General features: G+C 66.5%; 19 protein-coding genes and 1 tRNA gene. 9 read left to right on the top strand and 11 right to left on the bottom strand.

The window, feature by feature from the left end; genetic code table 11:
- Positions 1-77: 77 nt before the first annotated feature.
- The gene (locus tag CP958_RS14745) at positions 78-935 is read right to left on the bottom strand and encodes a phytoene/squalene synthase family protein (protein ID WP_096702769.1); all 858 of its coding nucleotides are present in this window, start codon (positions 933-935) and stop codon (positions 78-80) included.
- A gap of 87 nt (positions 936-1022) precedes the next feature.
- Between CP958_RS14745 and hpnC the strand changes: the two genes are divergently transcribed.
- From hpnC to CP958_RS14730, 3 genes are all read left to right on the top strand, one after another.
- Positions 1023-1871, top strand: coding sequence for a squalene synthase HpnC (gene hpnC, locus CP958_RS14740; protein WP_096702767.1), 849 nt, complete (start codon positions 1023-1025; stop codon positions 1869-1871).
- Complete coding sequence (locus CP958_RS14735; protein ID WP_096702765.1) at positions 1868-3082, top strand: FAD-dependent oxidoreductase; 1215 nt, start codon at positions 1868-1870, stop codon at positions 3080-3082. The genes hpnC and CP958_RS14735 overlap by 4 nt, the downstream gene beginning before the upstream one ends.
- A gap of 145 nt (positions 3083-3227) precedes the next feature.
- Positions 3228-3824, top strand: a complete 597-nt coding sequence (locus CP958_RS14730) for a superoxide dismutase (protein ID WP_096702763.1) — start codon at positions 3228-3230, stop codon at positions 3822-3824.
- Between the two features lie 230 nt (positions 3825-4054).
- Here the strand turns inward: CP958_RS14730 and CP958_RS14725 are convergent, their stop codons facing one another.
- Genes CP958_RS14725 through yajC form a run of 4 tightly spaced genes read right to left on the bottom strand, consistent with a single transcriptional unit; the run spans position 4055 to position 7407 of the window.
- Positions 4055-4429, bottom strand: coding sequence for an Mth938-like domain-containing protein (locus CP958_RS14725; RefSeq protein WP_096702762.1), 375 nt, complete (start codon positions 4427-4429; stop codon positions 4055-4057).
- 6 nt (positions 4430-4435) lie between these two features.
- Positions 4436-5395: a protein translocase subunit SecF gene (gene secF, locus CP958_RS14720; protein ID WP_096702760.1), complete on the bottom strand. Its 960-nt coding sequence runs from the start codon at positions 5393-5395 to the stop codon at positions 4436-4438.
- 17 nt (positions 5396-5412) lie between these two features.
- Positions 5413-6981 (bottom strand): protein translocase subunit SecD, encoded by a 1569-nt coding sequence (gene secD, locus CP958_RS14715; RefSeq protein WP_096702758.1) that lies wholly within the window; start codon positions 6979-6981, stop codon positions 5413-5415.
- A gap of 36 nt (positions 6982-7017) precedes the next feature.
- Entirely contained in the window at positions 7018-7407 is a 390-nt protein-coding gene (yajC, locus tag CP958_RS14710) for a preprotein translocase subunit YajC (protein ID WP_096702756.1), read from the bottom strand.
- Positions 7408-7565: 158 nt separating this feature from the next.
- Here yajC and CP958_RS14705 point away from each other — a divergent pair, with 158 nt between their 5' ends.
- The 3 genes from CP958_RS14705 (at position 7566) to cobN (ending at position 13654) form a co-directional block, all read left to right on the top strand.
- Positions 7566-8420, top strand: coding sequence for an ATP-binding protein (locus CP958_RS14705; RefSeq protein ID WP_096702754.1), 855 nt, complete (start codon positions 7566-7568; stop codon positions 8418-8420).
- Between the two features lie 159 nt (positions 8421-8579).
- A complete protein-coding gene (locus tag CP958_RS14700; protein ID WP_096702752.1) occupies positions 8580-9599 on the top strand; it encodes an IS110 family transposase in 1020 nt (339 codons plus the stop codon).
- Between the two features lie 350 nt (positions 9600-9949).
- Positions 9950-13654 carry a cobaltochelatase subunit CobN gene (cobN, locus tag CP958_RS14695; RefSeq protein ID WP_096702750.1) on the top strand — a complete coding sequence of 1235 codons (3705 nt, stop codon included), beginning with the start codon at positions 9950-9952 and terminating at the stop codon, positions 13652-13654.
- Between the two features lie 132 nt (positions 13655-13786).
- Here cobN and CP958_RS14690 read toward each other — a convergent pair.
- From CP958_RS14690 to CP958_RS14675, 4 genes are all read right to left on the bottom strand, one after another.
- Positions 13787-13861 (bottom strand) — tRNA-Gln (locus CP958_RS14690).
- A gap of 40 nt (positions 13862-13901) precedes the next feature.
- Complete coding sequence (locus CP958_RS14685) at positions 13902-14765, bottom strand: 4-(cytidine 5'-diphospho)-2-C-methyl-D-erythritol kinase (protein ID WP_096702748.1); 864 nt, start codon at positions 14763-14765, stop codon at positions 13902-13904.
- 14 nt (positions 14766-14779) lie between these two features.
- Positions 14780-16483: a tetratricopeptide repeat protein gene (locus CP958_RS14680; protein WP_242442907.1), complete on the bottom strand. Its 1704-nt coding sequence runs from the start codon at positions 16481-16483 to the stop codon at positions 14780-14782.
- Between the two features lie 63 nt (positions 16484-16546).
- Positions 16547-18169, bottom strand: a complete 1623-nt coding sequence (locus tag CP958_RS14675; RefSeq protein WP_096702746.1) for an electron transfer flavoprotein-ubiquinone oxidoreductase — start codon at positions 18167-18169, stop codon at positions 16547-16549.
- Positions 18170-18343: 174 nt separating this feature from the next.
- Here CP958_RS14675 and CP958_RS14670 point away from each other — a divergent pair, with 174 nt between their 5' ends.
- The 3 genes from CP958_RS14670 (at position 18344) to dnaJ (ending at position 22520) form a co-directional block, all read left to right on the top strand.
- Positions 18344-19192 carry a uracil-DNA glycosylase gene (locus CP958_RS14670; protein ID WP_347337843.1) on the top strand — a complete coding sequence of 283 codons (849 nt, stop codon included), beginning with the start codon at positions 18344-18346 and terminating at the stop codon, positions 19190-19192.
- A gap of 163 nt (positions 19193-19355) precedes the next feature.
- On the top strand, positions 19356-21293 hold the full coding sequence (gene dnaK / locus CP958_RS14665) for a molecular chaperone DnaK (RefSeq protein WP_096702744.1): 1938 nt from the start codon (positions 19356-19358) through the stop codon (positions 21291-21293).
- A gap of 69 nt (positions 21294-21362) precedes the next feature.
- Positions 21363-22520 carry a molecular chaperone DnaJ gene (gene dnaJ / locus CP958_RS14660; protein WP_096702742.1) on the top strand — a complete coding sequence of 386 codons (1158 nt, stop codon included), beginning with the start codon at positions 21363-21365 and terminating at the stop codon, positions 22518-22520.
- A 218-nt stretch (positions 22521-22738) separates the two neighbouring features.
- Here dnaJ and CP958_RS25955 read toward each other — a convergent pair whose 3' ends face one another.
- Positions 22739-23212, bottom strand: a complete 474-nt coding sequence (locus CP958_RS25955) for a hypothetical protein (RefSeq protein WP_141400532.1) — start codon at positions 23210-23212, stop codon at positions 22739-22741.
- A gap of 107 nt (positions 23213-23319) precedes the next feature.
- Positions 23320-24768 (bottom strand): tryptophanase, encoded by a 1449-nt coding sequence (locus CP958_RS14655; protein WP_096702740.1) that lies wholly within the window; start codon positions 24766-24768, stop codon positions 23320-23322.
- Positions 24769-24777 lie beyond the last annotated feature (9 nt).

Genomic DNA, 24777 nt, shown 5'->3' with positions numbered 1-24777 from the left:
TGCCAAGGATTTGTTGCGTTAAGGCAATTTTAAAATTGCGCTTTCGCAATGTTATCATTGCGGTTCAGCAATAATACCTAAAATCGCCCGCTGAGATGAGCCAGGATAAGGCGGATCGGCCGGGGCCGAGGCCGGGACACCCGGCTGTCGAAGGGATTCCAGCCAGCCTTTTCAAGCACTTGCAGATAACCATCGGCCAGGATGGCCGGCAGCAGCGCCGCCAGCCCGCCGCGTCCGGGCCGCATACGCCGGGCTTCGGCCAGATGATGACGGGCCCGTTCGCCCACTAATCGGGCGACGGCCGTCAACGACTCGGTTGACGCCTGCCCGTGCCTCACCGCCTCGCCGGTGGTGCCGGCAGAGCGCAGCAGGTCCTCGGGCAGCGTCAACTTGCCTATTGACAGGTGGTGGCCCACGGCACGCAAGCCGCCGAGCAGTCCCCAGGCGGTTCCCACGTGGTGGCCGGCCCGGCGGACATCCGCGGTTTCGGCGCCCAGCACCGTCAGAGCCAGGGCGGTGAGCGCGGCGGAACTGCGTTCGGCGTAACGCTCGGCCTCGGCCAGATCGGCGGGGGCAATACCTTCCAGATCGTCCTGACGGGCCGAGATGAGATCGTCGAACGGCTCCAGCGGCAGGTTGCGGCCACGGATCAACTCGCCCAGCGGCCGGGCCACCGGATGGTTGTCGCAGGCCCCGCCCTCCGCCCCGGCGACCAGGGAATCCCGCCACCATTGCAGACGGATCATCCCGGCCATGGGCTCGCGCACGCTTTCCTGCACCCTGGATATCTCCACATTGAAGGCATAGAGCAGCATCAACGCCTCGCGCCGTTCCGGCGGCGCGAACAGGGCGGTGACGAAGCGGTCGCGATCGAACTCGGACACCAGCCGGGCGGCGTGGGACAGACCGGGAGAGGGCGCAGGCGGGGCGGACATGGAACCTCGTTTCAACTGGAGCCCGACAGGGGAGCGTGGCATATATAGCCCTTCCCGCCCCTCGCTCCAATTGGAAGGCCGAACTCCTTGTCCCGCGCCGCCGCCGTTCCCCTCGCCGCCGCCAGCAAGACCGCCAGCCAGGAAAACTTCCCGGTGGCCTCCCTGCTGCTGCCCAAGCACAAGCGCGCCACCATCATGGCCTATTACCATTTCGCCCGGCATGCCGACGACATCGGCGATTCGCCCAGCCTCTCGCCCGAGGAGAAGGTGGCCGGGCTCGACGCCCTGGACCGCGCCCTGCGCGGCGAGGAAAGCGGCCCGGCCCTGGTGCTGGCCGAGGAGTACCGCCGGGCGGTCGACGGCAACGAGGCGATGATCGAGCATGCCTCCCAATTGCTGCACGCCTTCCGCCGCGATTCGGTGCGCGATTACTGCGAGGACTGGGCCGATCTGATGGCCTATTGCCGTCATTCCGCCGCCCCGGTCGGGCGCTTCCTGCTGGACCTGCACGGCGAGTCCCACGACACCTTTCCGCCCTCCGATGCCCTGTGCGCGGCGCTGCAGGTGCTCAACCATCTGCAGGATTGCGGCAAGGACTATCACGAACTGAAGCGGGTCTACATTCCCCGCGACTGGCTGGCCGCCCAGGGACTGACCGTGCAGGTGCTGGAGGGCAACCGCAGCCCGGCCGCCCTGCGTCAGGTCCTCGACCAGATGCTGGACGCCACCGACGGGCTGATCGAATTGGCCCGGCCGCTGACCGGCCGCGTCAAGGATCTCCGCATGCGGTTGCAATGCGCCGTCACCGTACGGGTGGCGGAACAGCTTTCGGCCAAGCTGCGCCGGGGCGATCCCCTGGCCGAGCGGGTCAAGCTCGGCAAGCTCGACTATGCCGGGGTATTCCTGGTCGGCCTCTGGCGTGGGTTGACGGCGTGACCTTCCCCGGGACTCTCCATGTGGTGGGAGCCGGCCTGGCCGGTCTCGCCGCCGGTGTCGCCGCCGCCAAGGCGGGCGTGCGCATCGTGGTCCACGAGGCGGCCGGCCATGCCGGTGGGCGTTGCCGTTCGTTCCTCGACGAGCGCCTGGGCCGGGTCATCGACAACGGCAGCCATCTGGTGCTGGGCGCCAACCGCGCCGCCCTGGCCTATGCCCGCACGACCGGCGGCATCGAGGCCATGGTGGCGGCCCCGGCCGCCTTTCCCTTCGTGGATCTGGTCACCGGCAAATCCTGGACGGTCAGCCCGAAGCGCCTGCCGGCCGGCATCGGCGAGATTCTCAAGGCCCTGGGCCTGCCCTGGACCGGCAAGACCGAAACGGTGGCCAGCCGGCTGGGCGGTACGGCCTCCTTCAACCGGCTGTGGCTGCCCATGTGCGAGGCGATCATGAACACCGCGCCCGACGAGGCGTCGGCTCGCATGTTCGCCTGGACCATGCGCAAGGCCCTGCTGGGCGGATCGGATGCGCTGACCCCGTGGATTTTTCCCGCTGGCCTGTCCGCCGCCCTGGTGGCGCCAGCCCTGGCGACCCTGTCGCTGTTTGGGGCGGAGATTCACTTTCGCCGCCGCCTCAAGGCCGTCGAGCCCCACGCCCTGGCGTTCGACGACACCGAGGTGCCGCTGGGTCCCGCCGACCGGGTGATCCTGGCCCTGCCGCCATGGGTGACGGCCTCGCTGCTGCCGGGCCTGGTGCCCGACCTGCCGACCCGGCCCATCGTCAACGCCCATTTCCGCTGCGCCCAACCGGTGCAACTGCCCTATGACAGCCACTTCCTCGGTCTGGTCAATGCCTCGGGCCACTGGCTGTTCGCCCGTGGCGACGTGCTGTCGGTGACGGTGTCCGCCGCCGGGGCCCTGGTGGATTTGGACAATGAATCCATCGCCGACCGCCTGTGGGACGAGATCCGCCGGGCCCTGTCCCTGCCGCCCGTCGCGCCGCCGCCGTGCCGCATCATGAAGGAAAAGCGGGCCACCCTGGCCCACGACAACCATACGGTGGTCGCCCGCCCCGGACCGGTCAGCGGCCGCGACGGAGTTTTCCTCGCCGGCGACTGGATTGCCTCGCCCTGGCCCTGTACCATAGAGGCAGCCATCTCCAGCGGGCTGGCCGCCGCGCGGCTGGCACTGGCCCGGCCGGGCCTGACCTTCTAGGGGCCTGACGTTTTCGCGGGGCACATCTGCCGATGAATAGTCGACAAAGGTGCTTCACAATCGCCCCTGGAGTTCCTATCTTTGGCGCATCGTTTAGACGATTTCCAATTCGGTTCGGAACCCCTTGACGACATAGAGGTGAATTATGGCTTTTGAGCTTCCGCCGCTCCCCTTCGCCATTGATGCGTTGGAGCCCCACATTTCCGCCCGTACCTTTGAATTTCATCACGGCAAGCATCACGCCGCCTACGTGACCAACCTCAACAACCTGACCAAGGACACCGATCTGGCGTCCAAGTCGCTGGAAGAGGTGATCAAGGTGGCCGCCGCCGATCTGCCGGCCAAGCAGGGCATCTTCAACAACGCCGCCCAGGTGTGGAACCACACCTTTTTCTGGAACTGCCTGAAGAAGGGCGGCGGCGGCAAGCCGGGGGCCAAGCTGCTGGCCAAGATCGAGGCCGATCTGGGCGGCCTCGACAAGTTCAAGGAGGACTTCAAGGCCGCCGCGGTCGGCCAGTTCGGCTCGGGCTGGGCCTGGCTGGTGCTGGACGGCGGCAAGCTGAAGATCACCAAGACCGCCAATGCCGATCTGCCCCTGGCCCACGGCCAGAAGGCCCTGCTCACCGTCGACGTGTGGGAGCACGCCTATTACCTGGACTGGCAGAACCGCCGCCCCGATTTCGTCCAGTGCTTCCTGGACAATCTGGTGAACTGGGACTTCGTGGAAGCCAATCTCGGCTAAAACCACTGGGCCAACGGAAAAGCCCCCTTCCCTCGCGGGTCGGGGGCTTTTTCTATTGAGGCCGTGGATTGCGGCCGGAACGGAGTCATAAGACACCGATGCGGTGCTTCGCATCGCCCGCGGATGGACACAGATCTAGAATTTCCATTCTTCGCGCTTATCCGTGGCCGCGAAGCGGCATCCGCGTCCGTGCCTATGAACCGCTGAAACCCCCGTAGGTACAGCCCCCCTCACACGGCGATCAGCGCCGCCGCCACGGAGCGGTCCTCGGAAACCAGCACGTTGAAGGTGCGGCAGGCACCGCCCGTATCCATCAGTTCCAGGGTGATGCCGGCGGCCCGCAAAGCGGCGCGTAGAGCCGCCGGGACCGGGGCCATGCGCCGGCCACAGCCGAGCAGCAGAATCCTCGGCTTTTCCTCCATGCCCAGCAGCGGGGCGAGACTATCCTCGGTGACCTGGGCCAGCTCGGCAGGTGCCCAGGACCGGGTCCGGTCGGGCAGCACCAGCACCGATCCCTCCCAGCGGATACCGGCGATGGTGAAGCCGCCATCGCCGTATCCCTTGACGATCTGCTTGCCGGTGGGGATGAGAGGCGTGATGTCCATGGGGCGTTACGGCGCGGCGGCCGGGCCACCCTCGGCCGCTTCCGCCGCCTCCTCCTCCGCCGCCTTGCCGGTGCGCAGGTTGAAGTAGATCAGCATGGGCATGGCCACGTAGATGGACGAGAAGGTGCCGATGACCAGGCCCCACAGCATGGCGATGGAGAAACCGCGCAGCACCTCGCCACCCACGAACAGCAGGGCCAGCACGGTGACGAACACCGTGGACACCGTCAGGATGGTCCGCGCCAGGGTCTCATTGACCGCCAGATTCAGCAGATCATAGAGCGACATGCTCTTGAACTTGCGCAGGTTCTCGCGCACCCGGTCGTATTCCACCACGGTATCGTTCACCGAATAGCCGGCGATGGTGAGAATCGCCGCCACGGTGGTCAGGTTGAATTCCAACCCGGTGATGGAAAACAGGCCGAAGGTGGTGATGACGTCGTGGAAGGTGGAGATCAGGGCGCCGACGCCAAACTGCCACTCGAAGCGGAACCAGACGTACAGCGCGATGGCCGCCAGCGCCAGAACGACCGCCAGGACACCGTCACGCACCAGTTCGCCGCCCACCTTGGGGCCGACGATCTCGACCCGGCGATAGGTGAAGCCCTCGCCCAGGGATTGCTTGACCTTGGCGAGCGCGTCCATCTGGGTCTTCTCGTTGCCCTCCTGGCGCTGGACGCGGATCATCACGTCGCGGCCGGTGGTGCCGAACTCCTGCAAGCTGACCTCACCCAAGCCCAGATGGCCGAGCGTGGTGCGCATGGCGTGCAGGTCGGCCGGGCCGGTGGTGGACTGCGCCTCGACCAGGATGCCGCCGGCGAAGTCGATGCCGAAATTGAAGCCCTTCACCGCGATGGAGACGAAGGAGCCGATGATCAGCACGGCGGTGATGCAGAAGGCGAACCAGCGATAGCGGATGAAGTCGTAATTGGTGCCGTGCGGCAGGACGCGGTCGATCAGTCTCATGTCTCTCGCTCCTCGCCTTAGTACAGCGGCAGGGTTTTAAGGCGGCGCCAACGCACCCAGGACACCACCATGATGCGGTTGACCAGCACGGCGGTGAACAGCGAGGCCAGCAGACCCAACGTCAGGGTGACGGCAAAGCCGCGAATGGGGCCGGAGCCGAACTGGAACAGCAGCGCCGCCGCCACCAGGGTGGTGACGTGGGCATCGAAGATGGTGCCGAAGGCGCGATCGTAGCCCGCCTTGATGGCCGACATGATGGAGCGGCCGTTCCGCTGCTCCTCGCGCATGCGCTCGTAGATCAGCACGTTGGCATCCACCGCCATGCCCATGGTCAGCACGATGCCGGCGATGCCCGGCAGGGTCAGGGTGGCGCCCAGCATGGAGAGCGAGGCCAGCAGCAGGATCAGGTTGAGCACCATGGCGAGATCGGCCAGGGCTCCCAGCGAGCCGTAGACGATGACCATCAGCACCACCACCAGGGCGAGGCCGAGCAGGCTGGCCACGGCACCGGCCTGGATGGAATCGGCGCCGAGATCGGGACCGACGGTCCGCTCCTCGAGAACCTGCAGCGGCGCCGGCAGGGCACCGGCACGCAGCAGCAGCGACAGGTCCTGGGCCTGCTGCACCGAGAAGCTGCCCGAGATGATGCCGGAGCCACCCAGAATGGGTTCGTTGATGCGCGGCGCGCTGATGACTTTTTCGTCCAGCACGATGGCCAGGAACTTGCCGGCGTTCTCGCGGGTGGCGTCGCCGAACTTCTTGGCGCCGCTGGCGTTGAAACGGAAGCTGACCACCGGACGGCCATCGGCATAGGTGGCCTTGGAATCCACCAGCATGTCGCCACCCACCTCGATACGCTTGCGCACCACGTAGGATTCGGGCATGCCGCGCTCCTTCTCGGCGGACGGCAGCAGCATGGAGCCGGGCGGCACCCTGCCCTTGCCCGCCTCGTCGGCCGAGGTGGTGTCGTCCAGCAGGTGGAAGGTCAGCTTGGCGGTCTTGCCCAGCAAAGCCTTGATACGGTCGGGGTCCTTGACGCCGGGCAGCTGAACCACGATGCGGTCCTCGCCCTGACGCTGGATGGAAGGCTCGCGGGTGCCCAGTTCGTCGATACGGCGGCGCACGATCTCCAGCGACTGCTCGATGGCGGCGGTCTTGCGCGCCTTGACCGCCTGCTCCGAGTACTTGAGCACCATGGACCCGTCGTCCTTGGCCTCGATCCCGGCATCGTGGTCGATCTTGCGCAGCAGCTCGCGGGCCTTGGCGCGGTCATCGGCCTCGATGATCCGTAAGGAGACCTGATCGCCCTTGGCCCCCAGGTCCGAGTACTTGACCTTTTCCTTGCGCAGCGTGGCGCGCACGCTTTCCACCAGCGAGGTCAGCTGTTCGCGGACCACATAGCCGGTGTCCACCTCCAGCAACAGGTAGGACCCGCCCTGCAGGTCGAGGCCGAGGCTCACCGGCTGGAGCCAGTGAGGCAGACGGTCGGCGTGCTCGCGGGACAGCATGTTCGGCGACGCGAAAACGATGCCGAACAGACTGACAATCGCCACCAATGCGATCTTCCACATAGGGAAATGGTTCATGTCCCGGCCTGTGCTGGTTGGGAGGAAGGAAAGAGCTTACTTATCTGCCTTGTCGGCCTCGGCCTCGGGCTTGTCGTCCTTGGCCTTGTCGTCCTTGGCGCCGGCCACCGGCTCGGTCTTGGACATCACCTCGGTGATGGTGGTGCGCAGCACGCGCACGCGCACGCCCTCGGCGATCTCGACCGACACTTCGGTGTCGTTCAGCAGCTTGTTGATGGTGCCGATGATGCCGCCGGCGGTGACGACGCGGTCGCCACGGCGAAGCTGGCCCAGCATCTCCTTGTGCTGCTTCATCTTCTTCTGCTGCGGACGGATCAGCAGGAAGTAGAACACCACGAAGATCAGGATCAGAGGCAGGAACTGTTCCAGGGCCCCAAAAGAACCACCACCGGCGGCGGCCTGGGCGTAAGCGGGTGACACGAACATCACTGTCTCCTCGGGAAGTCGCGCATTGTCCAATGCAGCGGGGAATGCAGCGGGAATATAGCGGCCAATCGCCTGGATGCAAACGCCAAGTGGGAGACGCTGTGATTCGGTCCGTACCGTGTTACCATCCGCGCCCCCCAATCCAACGGAACGCCGCCATGTTCAACGCCGAATCCCTCGATACCCTGAAGCGCATCGCCGAGGCCCTGGAACGCCTCTCGCCGCCGCCCTCCGCCGCCCAGGACCTGTCGGCCGCCGATGCCTATGTCTGGCATGCCGATCCGGACCGGCTGGAAGCGGTGCCCGCCGTCAACCGGGTGGACATCGGCCTGCTGCAGGGCATCGAACGCCAGCGCGAGCAGCTTCTCGCCAATACGCGGCGCTTTGCCGAGGGCTTTCCCGCCAACAACGCGCTGCTGTGGGGAGCGCGCGGCACCGGCAAGAGCTCGCTGGTCAAGGCGGTGCACGCCACCATCAACGCGGAGAAGCCCGGTACCCTGCTGCTGGTGGAAATCCACCGCGAGGATATCCCGTCCCTGCCCCGCTGCCTGCGGCTGCTGAAGGACAGCGGCCGGCGCGCCGTGCTGTTCTGCGACGATCTGTCGTTCGACCAGCAAGATGATGCCTACAAATCGCTGAAGGCGGTGCTGGAAGGCGGCATCGAGGGCCGGCCGGAGAACGTGCTGTTCTACGCCACCTCCAACCGCCGCCACCTGATGGCCCGCGACATGATCGACAACGAGCGCTCGACCGCCATCAATCCCGGCGAGGCGGTGGAGGAAAAAGTCTCGCTGTCCGACCGTTTCGGTATGTGGCTGGGTTTCCACCACGTGGCGCAGGATACCTTCTTCGCCATCGTCGAGGGCTATGTGGCCCATTACGGCCTGCCCATCTCCACCGAGGATTTGCACGCCCAGGCCAACGAATGGTCGGTGACCCGCGGCTCGCGCTCGGGCCGCGTCGCCTGGCAGTTCATCCAGGATCTGGCGGGACGGCTGGGGAAGAGTTTGTAGACTCAGATCGCCGGTTTCGCCGCGACGGCGCGAAGGGCTGAGCCAACGTGGGTTTCAGCCGCTCATTGACACGGATGATGGTGTGGACGGCCCCTGCTCACCGGCATCGAAGTGCCCTAACGTGGTCGTTTCTGAGACGCCACAAAGAGGGGGCCGCCCATGAGCGAGATTATCAGGATTGCGATCGACCTGTCGAAGGGCGCGTTTGCGCTGCACGGGGTGAATGCGGATGAAGAAGCGATTTTGTGCCGTCAGTTGAAGCGCGGCCAGGTTCTCGGCTTTTTCACCAAGCTGTCGCCGTGCCTGGTGGGGATGGAGGCGTGCGCCTCGGCCCATTACTGGGCGCGGGAGATCGGGGCGCTGGGCCACGAGGTGGTGCTGGTCCCGCCGGCCTATGTGAAGCCGTACGTCAAGCGCGGCCGCAAGAACGACGCCAATGACGCCGCTGCCATTTGCGAAGCGATGGCGCGGCGCTCTGTCCCCCGGGTGCCGGTCAAGACGCCCGAGCAGCAGGCGGTGCTGATGCTTCATCGTGCCCGCAAGATGCTGGTGGGCCAGCGCACCATGCTCGCCAATGCGGTGCGGGCGCATCTGGCCGAGTTCGGCATCGTCGCGCCGTGCGGCGACAAAGCGCTCGACGGCCTGATCGCTCTTGCCGTGGATGCCGGCGATCTGGCTTTGCCGCAATTGGCGCGCGAGGCGCTGGGCATGCTGGCGGCACAGTTGCGCGATGCCGAGGCCAAGATCGATGCGCTCGAGCACGAAGTCCTGGCGGCTCAGCGCGCCGACGAGGCCTGTCGACGTCTGACGAGCATCCCGTCCATCGGTCCGGTCACCGCCAGCGCCATCGCCGCCACCATGGGCGACCCTCATCGCTTCAAGACCGGCCGCGACTTCGCCGCCTGGCTCGGCCTGGTGCCGTCGCAGCACTCGACCGGAGGCAAGACCGCCCTTGGCCCCATCACCAAGGCCGGCGACCGCTATCTCCGCTCCTTGCTCGTCGTCTGTGCCACCGGCATGTTGCGCCACCGAACCGAAAGCCCGTGGATCAAGGCGCTGCTGGAACGCATGCCGGCACGCAAGGCTACCGTCGCCATCGCCAACAAGCTGGCCCGGATCGCCTGGGCTATTCTCGCCCATGGCGGCACATATCACAGGCAAGCCGGATTGGCCGCCTGAACCAAAGTCCAACCACGGCACTTCGATTGCGAGGGCGATGAAAGCGTGATGGCGACCGGTCAGACCCACGAGCCGAAAAACCCTGTTCGTGTCCCGGCCGGTCGAGGCCGTACGGATGATTTGGGAGCGGTTCGCGGATCACATCATGGCCAGCGGCAAGGTGTGCCGCGCAAACAGGCCGGACACATGACTGCCCCAGACCGGCGGACACTGCGCCTAATTTTCCTTGCAACGCAGGGGCCGTCCACACATGGACGCGGACGGTTCCAACCCGCGTCCATCCCGGCAGCCGCACCGGCGGCTGTCCGTGTTCGTCCGTGTCCGGTGGAGCCCATGGGAAAGAAACAGTAATGCACCTTCTCGCCGCCCAGGCCGGGACCATTTCCGACGGGTCCGAGGCCGTCGATCTCGGCCAGAGCCCGGCCAACATGGTGGTGCTGTCGGCGGCCGATACCGAACTGGCGGCCCTGTCCGCCGCCTTCAATGCCTGGGAAGCGGCGCCGTTCGGCCTGCGGCTGGCCAATCTCACCCGTCTGGCCCACCATATGTCGGTGGACCTTTACGTCGAGCAGGTGATCGCCCAGGCCAGGCTGGTGGTGGTCCGCCTGCTGGGCGGACGGTCCTACTGGCCTTACGGCATCGAGCAGATCGTCGCCGTGTGCCGCCGCCATGGCGTCGCCCTGGCCCTGCTGCCCGGCGCCGACCAGCCCGATCCCGATCTCTCCGCCGAGTCCACCATGGCGCCGGAAGCGGTGGAGCGGCTGTGGGCCTATCTGCTGCACGGCGGACCGGACAATTGCCGTTCCTTCCTGGCCTATGGCGCCAGCCTGATCGGGCATCAGGCCGAATGGCTGGAACCCCGCCCCCTGCCCCAGGCCGGCCTGTACGGTGCCGCCGACCCCAAGGACGACCGCCCCCGCGTCCTGGTGGTGTTCTATCGCGCCCTGGTGCTGGCCGGCGACACCGCCCCGGTGGATGCCCTGCTGCAAGGTCTGCGGGCGCAAGGTCTGGCGGCGTCCGCCCTGTACGTCCACAGCCTGAAGGACGCGGTCAGCGCCGCCCTGACCCGAACCCTGCTGGCCGAGGCGCCGCCCGACGTGATCGTCAACGCCACCGGCTTCGCCGTCTCGTCGCCCGGCAGGGCGGAGAGCGGCCCGCTGGATGCCGCCGACTGCCCGGTGCTGCAGGTGATTCTGGCCTCGGGAACCGAGGAGGCCTGGGCGGCGGGCAACCAGGGTCTCGGCCCGCGCGACATCGCCATGAACGTCGCCTTGCCCGAGGTGGACGGCCGCCTGATCACCCGCGCCGTCTCGTTCAAGCGGGCGCATCGCGACGAGGCCACACAGTGCGACCTCGCCGTCCACAATCCGGTTGCCGACCGCATCGACTTCGTAACCCGTCTGGCCGCCAACTGGGCCAAGCTGCGGCGCAAGCCCCCCCTCGAGCGGCGCGTCGCCCTGGTGCTGGCCAACTACCCCAACCGCGACGGCCGCATCGGCAACGGCGTCGGCCTCGATACCCCGGCCGCCACCATCCAGGTCTTGCGCGCCCTGGGCGAGGCGGGCTACCGGGTCACCGACATCCCCGCCAACGGCAACGCCCTGATCGAGCTGATGCAGGCGGGCGCCACCAACGACTGGCGCGCCCTGGCCCACCGCGAGCGGCGCGAGACCCTTTCCCTGCCCGATTATCTGGCCTGGTTCCATTCCCAGCCCAGGGCCCTGCAGGACAGGGTGATGGAACGCTGGGGCACGCCGGAGGCCGATCCCTTCTTTGCCAAGGGCGAGGTCACCTGCGGCGACTTCATCTTGCCCGCAACCCGTTTCGGCTCCGTTACGGTAGCCGTGCAGCCGGCGCGCGGCTACAATATCGATCCGGCAAGCAGCTACCACGACCCCGATCTGGTGCCGCCCCACAATTACCTCGCCTTCCACGCCTGGCTGCAGGACGGTTTCCGCGCCGACGCGGTGGTGCACATGGGCAAGCACGGCAATCTGGAATGGCTGCCGGGCAAGGCGCTGGCCCTGTCGGCGGAGTGTTTTCCGGAAGCCGCGCTGGGGCCGCTGCCCCATCTCTATCCCTTCATCGTCAACGATCCCGGCGAGGGCACCCAGGCCAAGCGCCGGGCCGCCGCGGTGATCATCGACCACCTGACCCCGCCGCTGACCCGCGCCGAAAGCTACGGCCCGCTACGCGAGCTGGAGCGGCTGGTGGACGAGTATTACGAGGCGGCGGGCGTCGACCCGCGCCGCCTTGCCGTGCTGAAACGGGAAATCCTGACACTTTCCGCCGCCGCCGGGCTGGACGAGGATCTGGGCATCACCCGCGACGACCACCCGGACGCGGCGCTGAAGAAGCTCGACAACCATCTGTGCGAGTTGAAGGAACTGCAGATCCGCGACGGCCTGCATGTGTTCGGCATATCGCCCGAGGGCGACCAGTTGATCGACCTGCTGGTCGCCCTGGCCCGGGTGCCCAGGGGCAGCTCCCCGGAGGCCGCCTCCCTGCCTCGCGCCCTGGCCGCCGATCTCGGCCTCGACTTCGATCCCCTGGATTGCGTGCCGGGCGACGATTGGACCGGTCCCCGGCCGGCGGCGCTGGGCGGCGAGTCCCCGTGGCGGAGCAACGGCGATACCGTCGAGCGCCTGGAAGCCCTGTCCCGTGCCCTGATCGCCGGAGAGCAGCCCGCCGGGCCCGGCTGGTCGCGGACGATTCCGGTGCTGCAATGGATCGAAGGTCATCTGCGCCCCATTGTGGAATCCTGCGGCGCGGCGGAGATCGAAGGCCTGCTGACCGGGCTGGCCGGGCGTTTCGTTCCTCCCGGCCCCTCCGGCGCCCCCACCCGCGGGCGGCCCGACGTGCTGCCCACCGGGCGCAATTTCTATTCCGTCGACACCAGGGCGGTGCCGACCCCGGCGGCCTGGAGCCTGGGCTGGAAATCCGCCCAATTGCTGCTGGAACGCCACCTGCAGGAGCACGGCGACTGGCCCAAGGCCCTGGCGCTGACCGCCTGGGGCACCTCCAACATGCGCACCGGCGGCGACGACATCGCCCAGGGCCTCGCCCTGATGGGGGTCAAGCCCCGCTGGGATGTGGGCTCCAACCGGGTGGCCGGCTTCGAAATTCTGCCCGCCACCATCTTGGATCGCCCGCGAATCGACGTGACGCTGCGGGTTTCCGGCTTTTTCCGCGATGCCTTCCCCAACCTCATCGATCTGTTCGATTCGGCGTCGCGCGCCGTCGCCGCCCTGGACGAGCCCGCCGACATCAATCCCCTGGCCGAGCGAGTCCGCACCGAGCGTGCCCGGCTGCAATCCGAGGGCGCCACGCCGGAACAGGCGGCGCGGCAGGCGGGTTTCCGGGTATTCGGCTCCATGCCGGGGGCCTACGGCGCCGGGCTGCAGGCGCTGATCGACGAGAAGGGCTGGACCACACGGGCCGATCTGGCCGAATCCTACATCGCCTGGGGCGGCTGGGCCTATGGCGCCGGAGCGGAGGGCGAAGCCGGCCATACCCTGTTCCGCCAGCGCCTCTCCAAGGTCGAGGCGGTGGTGCAGAACCAGGACAACCGCGAGCACGACCTGCTGGATTCCGACGATTACTACCAGTTCGAGGGCGGACTGGCGGCGGCGGTGGAAACCGCCTCGGGCCGGGCACCCACCGTGTGGCACGCCGATCATTCCCGACCCGAAACGCCCCGCATCCGTACCCTGGACGACGAAATCGCCCGCGTGGTCCGCGCCCGCGTGGTCAATCCCAAATGGATCAGGGGCGTGATGCGCCACGGCTACAAGGGCGCTTTCGAGATGGCGGCCGGGGTCGATTACCTGTTCGCCTTCGCCGCCACCACCAAGGCGGTCAAGGACCACCATTTCGACCTGGTGGCCGAGGCCTATCTCGGCGACGAGACGGTTCTCGACTTCCTCAAGGCCAACAACCCCGCCGCCCTGGCGGAAATCCGCGCCCGCCTGCGTGAAGCGATCGAGCGCGGTCTGTGGCACCCCCGGCGCAACTCCACCCACCGCCTGCTGGAACCCGACGACCGGCCATGCTAAGCCCCCGCGCCCTGATCCTGGCCGCCCTGGCCTTCGCCGGTACCGTCGGCGGCTATATGCTGTCGCGCGGCATGCTGCACTGGCCCAAGGGCTGAGCAGAAACCGATCTGTTCGTAAATTCGGAAGAGAGCTTGGCTGGGGCGCCAGGATTCGAACCTGGGAATGCCGGTACCAAAAACCGGTGCCTTACCGCTTGGCGACGCCCCACCAGCGCGGGCGGGCAACATAGCCCGACCCGCCGAGAGTTTCAACGCCCCAGCAGCGGTGCCGGGGCAACCCACCAGGCGGGATGGGTAGCGGCGAGTTGGGCGGCGGCGGCGCGGGCCTGGATTTCCCCGGCGTAGAGACCGAAGCAGGTGGCGCCCGAGCCCGACATGCGCGGCAGCAGGCAGTCGGGAGTAGCGGCGATGGCGGCCAGCACCTCGCCCACCACCGGCTCGATGATGATGGCCGGCGGCGTCAGGTCGTTGCGCCGCGCCGCCAGGGCCTCGGCCAGGGCCTTGGCGTCTCCGGGCGAGGCGGTCAGGGGATCGGCCTCGGAGAACGGCCCGGTACGCGCCTTGAACACCGGCGGAGTGTGGAGCGGCACCATGGGGTTGACCAGCAGCAGCCAGGCGGGCGGCAGAGCGGGAGCGGGCTCCAGCACCTCGCCCACCCCCATCATGCGCATGGGGGTTCCAGCCAGACAGACCGGCACGTCGGCGCCGATGGCGAGCGCCAGCTTGCGCAGGGCTTCGGGCGGCAGGGACACGTCCCACAGGCGCATCAGCCCCTTGAGGGCCGCGGCGGCGTCGGCCGAGCCGCCACCGATCCCGGCGGCCACCGGCAGCCGTTTGACGAGAGTGATGGCGGCACCCCGGCTCACGCCGGCCGCCTCGGCCAGCAGGCGGGCGGCCTTCAGCACGATATTCTCGCCTTCCGCCGGGATCTGGTCGGCGGTGGGGCCGGTGACGTCGAGGTCCAGGGTATCGGCGGGGCTGAATTCCAGGGTGTCGCCCACTCCGGCGAAGGCCACCAGCGAGTCCAGGAGATGGTAGCCGTCGTCGCGCTTGCCGACCACGTGAAGAGTCAGGTTGACCTTGGCCGGAGCCTCGACCGAAAAGCTGCTCATGATGAGTCCGTCGTCTATTTGACCGGTGTGGCGGGCAGGCGGCCCGTGGAGATCTTGGCCTTCAGGGGCTCGATCTGCTCGGGCTCGGGCTCGAGGCCCATGGCGCGCTGCCACTGGTAGCGCGCCTCGACATCACGCCCCACCTGCCAGAAGGCATCCCCCAGATGCTCGTTGACGGTGGGGTCCTCGGGCTTCAGCTCGGAGGCCCGTTCCAGATACTTCACCGCCACCTGGAACTCGCCCATGCGATAGAGCGCCCAGCCCAGGGAATCGACGATGGCCCCGTCATTGGGACGCAGTTCGACGGCCCGCTCGATCAGCTTGCGGCCCTTCTCCACATTGATGCCCTGGTCCACCCAGGTGTAGCCCAGATAGTTGAGCACGTCGGGCTGGTCGGGGTTGAGGCGGAGCGCCTCCAGCATGTCGGGTTCGGCCTTGGACCATTGCTTGGCGCGCTCATAGGCGATACCGCGGGCATAAAACAGCGCCCAGTTGCGCGGGTCAGCACTTCCGCCGGTGCGGGCCAGGGCCGCGCCATAGGCCTCGGCCGCCTCGCCGTAACGCTTGTGGCGGCGCAAGACGTCGCCCAGGGTCACCAGGGCCTCGGCGGAATCCGGCCATTCCACCGCCAGGGCCTTGAGCTCGGCGATGGCGTCGTCGGTCTGCTTCATCTCGTCAAGATTGGCGGCCAGCTTCAGGCGCGCGAAGGTCCCCGGCTGGCTGGAGCGGTTCATGGCGCGGTAGATGGCGTTGGCCTCTTCCAGCCGGCCCTGGGCCACCATGGCGTCGGCCAGCAGCAGTTGGGCCAGGGGGAAATCGGCCCTGAGGCTGAGCGCCAGACGCGAGAACACCAGCGACAGATCCTGGGCGTTGCCCTGGCGCACCAGGGACGAGGTGTCGAACAGCGCCTCGGCCAGACCGTCGGTGGCGGATTCCACCACGCGGGGCAGAACCTTGCCCGCCGCCAGCTGACGGCGTCCGTCCAGCAGCGAACGGTCGCCATGCTCGGCGTGATAACGCTCGTAGACCGCCTTTGCCTCGTCCATGCGCCCGGCCCGCTGGTACCAGGTGCCCGCCGCCTCGGCGGTGCGGACGCTGGTCTGGTTGGCCAGCGCCGCCTTGAAATGGGTCTCGGCCACTTGCGGTCGTCCGGCCAGATCGCCCATCAGCCCGGCATGGTACTCCCAGATGGGAGCGAAGCCGGCGGTGTCGGTGCGCGGCGCCAGGGTGGCGAGGCCGTCGTCGAACTTGCCCTGGCCGACACGGGCCCAGGCGGTGAGCAACGGCCCGAGAAAGCCGTTGATGCCCTTGGCCGGCAGCGCGGCAAAGCGTTTTTCCGCCAGATCGAAACGGCCGGCGCGAGCCTCCTGCACCCCCATCACCAGGACGGGCAGTGGGGATTCGTCGTCGATGACCAGCAGGTGCTGGGCGATGGCCTCGGCCTCGGCCAGCCGTCCCTCGGCCAGCAGCAAGGCGAAACTGCGCTGCTGGATGTCGATGTTGTCGGGATCGCGCTTGGCGGCGAGGCTGTAGTATTCGGCGGCGGCGCGGGTATCGCCGCGCGCATGGGCGAAGCGCCCGGCGAGATAGGCGCCCAGACCCGTCTCGTTGCCGCCAATGTCCGCCTTGTCATCGGCGGAAACGTCGGGCCGCGGGGCGCAGGCGCCCAGACCAGCCACCACCACCGCCGTCATCACCAGTATCCCGAACCGCTTCACGCCCAACACCTTAGGTCAAAAGGAAACCGGGGCGCCCGATCACGTCGGACGCCCCGGATACTCTTACATGTTGGGATAGTTCGGTCCACCGCCACCTTCCGGGACCACCCAATTGATGTTCTGGGTGGGGTCCTTGATGTCGCATGTTTTGCAGTGCAGGCAGTTCTGGGCGTTGATCTGCAGGCGGGGATTGGAGCCGTCGTCGTTCCTGACGATCTCGTAGACGCCGGCCGGGCAGTAGCGCTGCTCGGGGGCGTCGTAATGCTCGAGATTGATGGCGACGGGCACCGCCGGGTCGCGCAGCTTGAGGTGGGCCGGCTGGTTCTCCTCGTGATTGGTCGACGAGATGAACACCGAGCTGAGCTTGTCGAAGCTCACCACCCCGTCGGGCTTGGGGTAGGCGATCTTCGGGCATTCGCTGGCCTTCTTCAGGGCCAGATGGTCGGGCTGGTGGTGCAGCGTCCAGGGCATCTTGCCCTTGAACACATAGGTCTCCAGCGCCGAATAGGCGATGCCACCCCACAGGCCCCAGTGGAAGCTGGGGCGGATGTTCCTGACCTCGTGCAGCTCCCGCCACAGCCAGGACTTCCTCAGGTGCTCGGGATAGGCGCTCACCTCGTTGGCGCCCCCCTCGTGGCCCAGGGCCTCGGCGACGGCCTCGGCCGCCACCATGGCCGACTTCATGGCGGTGTGGGTACCCTTGATCTTGGGCACGTTGAGGAAGCCCGCCGTATCGCCCACCAGCACGCCGCCGGGGAAGGACAGCTTGGGAACCGACTGGAAGCCGCCTTCCGACAGGGCGCGCGCGCCATAGGACACCCGGCGGCCGCCCTCGAAGATCGGGCGGATGGCCGGATGGGTCTTGAAGCGCTGGAACTCGTCGAACGGCGACAGATGCGGGTTGGCGTAGTCCAGGCCGACCACGAAGCCCACCGCCACCTGGTTGTTCTCCAGGTGATAGAGGAACGAGCCGCCATAGGTCTGGCTATCCAGCGGCCAGCCGACGGTGTGGATGATGGTGCCCGCCTTGTGCCGGGCGGGGTCGATCTCCCACAGCTCCTTGATGCCGATGCCGTAGGTCTGGTCCTCGCAATCCTTGCGCAGGTCGAAGCGCTCGAACAGCGTCTTGGTCAGCGAGCCGCGGCAGCCCTCGGCGAAGATGGTCTGGCGCGCCCACAGCTCGACGCCCGGCGTGTGATTGTGGGTGGGCTGGCCGTCCTTGCCGATCCCCATGTCGCCGGTGGCCACGCCCTTGACCGAGCCGTCCTCGTGGTACAGCACCTCGGCCGCCGCGAAGCCGGCGAAGATCTCCACCCCCAGCGCCTCGGCCTGGGCCCCCAGCCAGCGGGTGAAATTGCCCAGGCTGACGATGTAATTGCCGTGATTGTTCATCTGCGGCGGCGTCATCAGCCGGATGGCCTTGGACTCCGTCAGAAACATGAAACGGTCGTCGGTGGCCGGCGTCAGCAGCGGCGCGTCGCGCTCCTTCCAGTCCGGGAACAGCTCCGCCAGCGAGCGCGTCTCGATCACCGCTCCCGACAGGATGTGGGCTCCCACCTCCGAACCCTTCTCCAGCACGCAGACGCTCAAGTCGGCGTTGATCTGCTTCAGCCGGATGGCCGCCGTCAGGCCAGATGGCCCGCCGCCAACCACCACGACGTCGAATTCCATGGATTCACGTTCCATTAGACCTGCTACTCCCCTTGCGTCACCCGTTCCACCGGTCGACGCCCGATACGGACCTGGGTGCCTCTATAGCACAGCGGATACGACCGATTCGATTCCTTATGGGCCTATTTAAGGAAAGAATGTGTCTCAAATATTTCCCCGTGCTCCGCCGGGCCTGCTAAAATCGCCGCCATGACCACCGTTTCCGCCGATCTTCACCCCTATGACATCCTGCGCTGGTACCTGGAGGCCGGCCTCGACGAGACCATGGGCGAGGAGCCGGTGGACCGCTACGCCACCACGCGCCGGGCGGCGGAAAGCCGTGCCGCCGCCGCGCCGGCTCCGGCGCCGCCCCAGCAGCAACCCCAGCGCCACGCCCGCCAGCCCGAGCCGGTCATGGCCGCCCCCGGCCATGACCCATCGGCCTCGGCCCTGCCCGGCACCGCCGCCCATCTGGCGGCCGGCTGCGCCGACCTGCAGGCCTTGCGCCGCGCCATGGAGGGGTTCGAGGGTCTGCCGCTCAAGCAAGCGGCCGGTTCCACCGTGTTCGGCGACGGCAACCCGGAAGCCGCCGTCATGTGCATCGGCGAGGCGCCCGGCCAGGAAGAGGACCGGCGCGGCCTGCCCTTCGTCGGTCCCAGCGGCAAGCTGCTCGACCGCATGCTGGCCTCCATCGGGCTGGACCGGGCGACCTGCTACATCACCAACGTGGTGCCCTGGCGGCCGCCGGCCAACCGCAAGCCCACCTCCGACGAGGTGGCGGTGTGCATGCCCTTCCTCACCCGCCATATCGAGCTGGTCGATCCCCAGGTGCTGATCCTGCTGGGCGGCGCTTCCGCCGCGGCGGTGCTGGCCAAGGCCGACGGCATCAACCGCCTGCGCGGCCGCTGGTTCGAGTTCAATTCGCCCGGCCTGCCCCGGCCCATTCCGGTCCTGGCCACCTTCCACCCCGCCTATCTGCTGCGCACCCCCGAGGCCAAGCGCGACGCCTGGCGCGACCTGCTGATGATCAAGCGACGGATGGACTCGGCGCGACACTGATTTTCCCACGTTGCACGCTTCCCATCCCGCCCTATATAACGCCGGTGGGCCGAAATTGGTGCGGCCCGGCAATTGATGGATTTCAACCCGGATGGGGATTCCGGGGCGGCTGCCGAAGAGGTCTGGGGCCGCCGGGATCTGCCGAGCAGGAAAGAGGACAGTCATGAGCAAGGTTATCGGCATCGACCTGGGCACCACGAATTCGTGCGTGGCCGTGATGGAAGGCAAGAACGCCAAGGTCATCGAAAACGCCGAGGGCATGCGTACAACCCCGTCGATGGTGGCCTTCACCGAGCCGGGCGAGCGTCTGGTCGGCCAGCCGGCCAAGCGCCAGGCGGTGACCAATCCCACCAGCACCCTGTTCGCCATCAAGCGCCTGATCGGCCGCCGCTTCGAGGACCCGATCACCAAGAAGGACATGAATCTGGTCCCCTACCACATCGTGGCGGGCGACAACGGCGACGCCTGGGTCGAGGCCCGCGACGCCAAGTACAGCCCCAGCCAGGTGTCGGCCTTCATCCTGCAGAAGATGAAGGAAACCGCCGAAGGCTATCTGGGCGAGAAGGTCACCCAGGCGGTGATCACCGTCCCGGCCTACTTCAACGACGCCCAGCGTCAGGCCACCAAGGACGCCGGCCGCATCGCTGGCCTGGAAGTGCTGCGCATCATCAACGAGCCGACCGCAGCCGCCCTGGCCTACGGCCTGGAGAAGAAGGGCGCCGGCACCATCGCCGTGTACGACCTGGGCGGCGGCACCTTCGACGTGTCGGTGCTGGAGATCGGCGACGGCGTGTTCGAGGTGAAGTCCACCAACGGCGACACCTTCCTGGGCGGCGAGGATTTCGACGCCCGTATCATGGATTACCTGGCCGACGAGTTCAAAAAGGAGCAGGGCATCGACCTGCGCAAGGACCGTCTGGCCCTGCAGCGCCTGAAGGAAGCGGCGGAAAAGGCCAAGATCGAGCTGTCATCCTCCATGCAGACCGAGGTGAACCTGCCGTTCATCACCGCCGACGCCTCGGGGCCGAAGCACCTCAACATCAAGCTGACCCGCTCCAAGCTGGAAGCCCTGGTCGAGGATCTGGTGGCGCGGACCATCGAGCCCTGCAAGGCGGCCCTCAAGGACGCCGGCGTCAAGGCCAGCGAGATCGACGAGGTCATCTTAGTGGGCGGCATGACCCGCATGCCCAAGATTCAGGAAGTGGTGAAGGAATTCTTCGGCCGCGAGCCCCACAAGGGCGTCAACCCCGACGAGGTGGTGGCCATCGGCGCCGCCATCCAGGGCGGCGTGCTGAAGGGCGAGGTCAAGGACGTCCTGCTGCTCGACGTCACCCCGCTGTCGCTCGGCATCGAGACCCTGGGCGGCGTGTTCACCCGCCTGATCGACCGCAACACCACCATCCCCACCCGCAAGAGCCAGGTGTTCTCCACCGCCGAGGACAACCAGACCGCCGTGACCATCCGGGTCTTCCAGGGTGAGCGCGAGATGGCCGCCGACAACAAGGTGCTGGGCCAGTTCGATCTGGTGGGCATTCCGCCGGCGCCGCGCGGCGTGCCGCAGGTGGAGGTGACCTTCGACATCGACGCCAACGGTCTGGTCAACGTCAGCGCCAAGGATAAGGCCACCGGCAAGGAACAGCAGATCCGCATCCAGGCCTCGGGCGGCCTGTCGGATTCCGACATCGAGAAGATGGTCAAGGACGCCGAGGCCCACGCCGCCGAGGACAAGAAGCGCAAGGAGCTGATCGAGGCGCGCAACCATGCCGACGGCCTGATCCACACCACGGAAAAGAGCCTGAAGGAATTCGGCGACAAGGCCGGTGCCGAGTTGACCGGCGCCATCGAGAAGGAGATCGCCGCCCTCAAATCCGTCATGGAAGGCGACGACGTCGAGGCCATCAAGGCCAAGACCGAGGCCCTGATGCAGACCTCCATGAAGCTGGGCGAGGCCATGTACAAGGCCCAGGAAGCGGCCGGCGGCGACGATGCCGGCGGTGCGGCCGGGGCCGGCGCCCATCAGGGCGGCGCCTCGGGTGGCCACGACGACAAGGTCGTCGACGCCGACTTCGAGGAAGTCGACGGCGACAAGAAGGGCAAGTAACAGCCTGTTTGTTGATCCGGGGACCGGCGGCGGTGAAAGGCCGCCGGCCCCAATTCGGATGCAAGAGCCATGAGCAAGCAGGATTATTACGAACTTCTGGGCGTCGAGAAGGGCGCCTCGCCCGATGACATCAAGAAGGCCTACCGCAAGCAGGCCATGCAGTTCCACCCGGACCGCAATCCGGGCAACGCCGATGCCGAGCAGAAGTTCAAGGAAATCAACGAAGCCTACGACGTGCTGAAGGATGAGCAGAAGCGCGCCGCCTATGACCGCTTCGGCCATGCCGCCTTCGAGCAGGGCGGCGGATTCGGCGGCGGTGGCGGTGGCGGCGGGTTCGGTGGATTCGGCGGCGGCGGCTTCTCCGACATCTTCGACGAGATGTTCGGCGAGTTCATGGGCGGCGGCGGCCGGCGCGGCCAGGCCTCGGGCCGGGGCGCCGACCTGCGCTACAACATGGACATCAGCCTGGAAGACGCTTTCGGCGGCAAGACCGCCACCGTCAAGGTACCCTCCTCCGCGCCTTGCGAGGATTGCAAGGGTACCGGCGGCAAGGACGGCGCGGCCCCGGTCACCTGTTCGGGCTGCAACGGCCACGGCAAGGTCCGCCAGCAGCAGGGCTTCTTCACCATCGAACGGACCTGCCCCACCTGCCAGGGCATGGGCAAGATCATCAAGGACCCCTGCCGGTCCTGCGGCGGTTCGGGCCGCACCCGCAAGGAAAAGACCCTGCAGGTCAACATCCCGGCCGGCGTCGAGGACGGCACCCGTATCCGTCTGGCCGGCGAGGGCGAGGCCGGCATGCGCGGCGCGCCGCCCGGCGACCTCTACATCTTCCTGTCCATCGCCGCCCACCGCATCTTCCAGCGCGACGGCGCCAACATCTTCTGCCGCGTGCCGATCCCCATGACCACGGCGGCGCTGGGCGGCACCATCGAGGTGCCCACCATCGACGGCAGCAAGGCCAAGGTCACCATTCCGGAAGGCACCCAGTCGGGCCACCAGTTCCGCCTGAGAAACAAGGGCATGAGCGTACTCCGCTCCCCGGCCCGCGGCGACATGTTCATCCAGGCCATGGTGGAAACCCCGGTCAACCTGACCAAGCGCCAGAAGGAACTCCTCCAGGAGTTCAACGAGACCGGCGAGGGCGAGAAGGCCAAGAATTCCCCGGAAAGCCAGGGCTTCTTCGCCAAGGTGAAGGAATTGTGGGAAGACCTGAAGGAGGGCTGAGGGCCTTCCTTCTCTTCCCCCGATGAATGGACTTGAATCGGCCGGCGATCCAGAAATTATCTTGAAACCGACAGCGCCGCCGCGTACCATCATTAGTGATGCCAATGGGCCTTGCGGCCTGGAAGGCAGTTTCCAGTCCCGAGCAATCGGCCACTGGGTGCCCCCATCACTCATGGGGACCGGCTTTGCCCCGTGAGCCATATCACGGGGCTTTTCCTTTATATAAGCTTCTTTCCAAAGCGCCCGTATTGCCGCAGGTCACGCAAATCGTCGACCAAGTAGGCCGTGCTGAATTCAAAATTTAAATCAAGCCGATGCAACCACACCACGTAGCGGTGAAATACATATAACCGCCTTTCCTTATCCCACCCCTTTTCAGCTCCAGCATCGATGTTGAAGCAAGCTATATGCGGGGCATTCCCCTGAATGACTTCGGATATCCATGGGATACGCTTGATTCTTGACGAAGACCAGCCGCCCTTCTTTTGCCGGCCATCCACAATAATCGTCTCTCTGAATGCATGGTTAATCTGATGTGGTGAGAAATCGCATCGCTGATTATCATGCATTAATAAATATGAATCTTGATTATTAACGTATCTTCCTATGAATTCCGTATGCGCAGCCTGCTTCAAGGCAACCTGATCGCGCTTATCAATTTGAAGCAGAAGATGGTCTAGGTGTCTTGTCATTGAATCTTGCTCTGGCGTTATATCTTGTCATCTAAAAGATTTATGCAGCATCATTCTATATTATTTATCGGGGAGGGGCCGCGACCCCTCCCTTCTTATTGGATTCCCTAGAGGCTGTCGCCGAAATCGGCGCGGAACTTGGCGACCAGCTTGGTCTGCCAGTCGCTGGTGGCCTCCAGCTTGCCGAAGAAGAAGCGCAGCAGGGCCGGTTCCTCGACGAATTTCAGGCCACCGATCAGATCGCGGTTCTTGTGCAGCCAGACGATGCGGTCGACCGCGTATTTCAGCTGCGACAGGGTGAAGACGCGGCGCGGCACGGCCAGACGCAGCAATTCCATGTTGGAATAGACCTCGGAGCCGTCCTCGTTGCGCTGCTCGGAGATGGAGCCCCGCTCCATGCCGCGCACGCCGCTGACCAGATACAGCGCCGAGGCCAGGGCGCCGGCCGGATACTGGGTCTGGGGCACGTGCGGCAGGAAGGCCATGGCGTCCAGGTGGCAGCCCAGGCCGCCGGCCGGGGTGATCACCGGCACGCCGTTGCGGGCTAGGTCGTTGACCATGTACTCGATGAATTGCGGCCCCTGGGAGATCATGTCCTCGTCCATGGTCTCCTCCAGGCCGACGGTCAGCGCCTCGATCTCGCGGATCGACATGCCGCCATAGGTCAGGAAGCCCTCGTACAGGGTGACCAGTTCGCGCATCTTCATGAAGGCGTCGCGGCTGTTGGTGCAGATGCCGCCGCCGCGGGCGCAGCCCAGCTTGCGGGCCGAGAAATAGATAATGTCGGTCAGGGCGGCGATGGCCTTGGTGATGTCGCGCACCGACATGCCCCGGCAGTCGGCCTCGCGCTCCTTGATGAAGTGCAGGTTGTCGGCCAGCAGGCTGGCATCGAACACCAGCAGGATGCCGTTCTTGCGGCACACCCGGCTGACCTCGCGCAGGTTGGCCAGCGAATGGGGCTGGCCGCCGATCAGGTTGGTGCCGGTCTCGACGCGCACATAGGCGATCTTGGCGGCGCCGTGGGTATCGATCAGCTTCTGCAGCTTGGCCACGTCCATGTCGCCCTTGAACGGACACTCGCTGCTGACCCGCAGACCCTCGTCGATGATGATCTCCTCGACGCTGCCGCCGTTGAGCACGATATGGGCCTTGCTGGTGGTGAAATGATAGTTCATGGGCACGATGCTGCCCGGCGTCACGAACACCCGCGAGATGATGTTCTCGGCGGCACGGCCCTGGTGGACCGGCAGGAAGTATTCCATCTGGAAGATGTCGCGGATCTTGTTCTCCAGCTTGGTGAAGGTCTCCGACCCGGCATAGCTGTCGTCGGCCTCCATCATGGCGGCCTGCTGCTTGTCGCTCATGGCGTTGACGCCACTGTCGGTCAGCATGTCGAGGAAGATGTCCCGGTTCTTCAGCAGGAAGGTGTTGTTGCCGGCCTCGCGCACGGCCGCCAGACGGCGTTCGATCGGCACCAGACTCAGCTTCTGGACGATGCGGACCTTGTGCATCTCGAGGGGGACGTTTTCCCCGGAATAGAACTTCACCTTGGACATGTGGCAGCC

The sequence above is a fragment of the Magnetospirillum sp. 15-1 genome (assembly GCF_900184795.1).
GTDB lineage: Bacteria > Pseudomonadota > Alphaproteobacteria > Rhodospirillales > Magnetospirillaceae > Phaeospirillum.
Note: the sequence above shows the minus strand (reverse complement) of the source record. Positions and strands in the feature narration are given on the sequence as shown.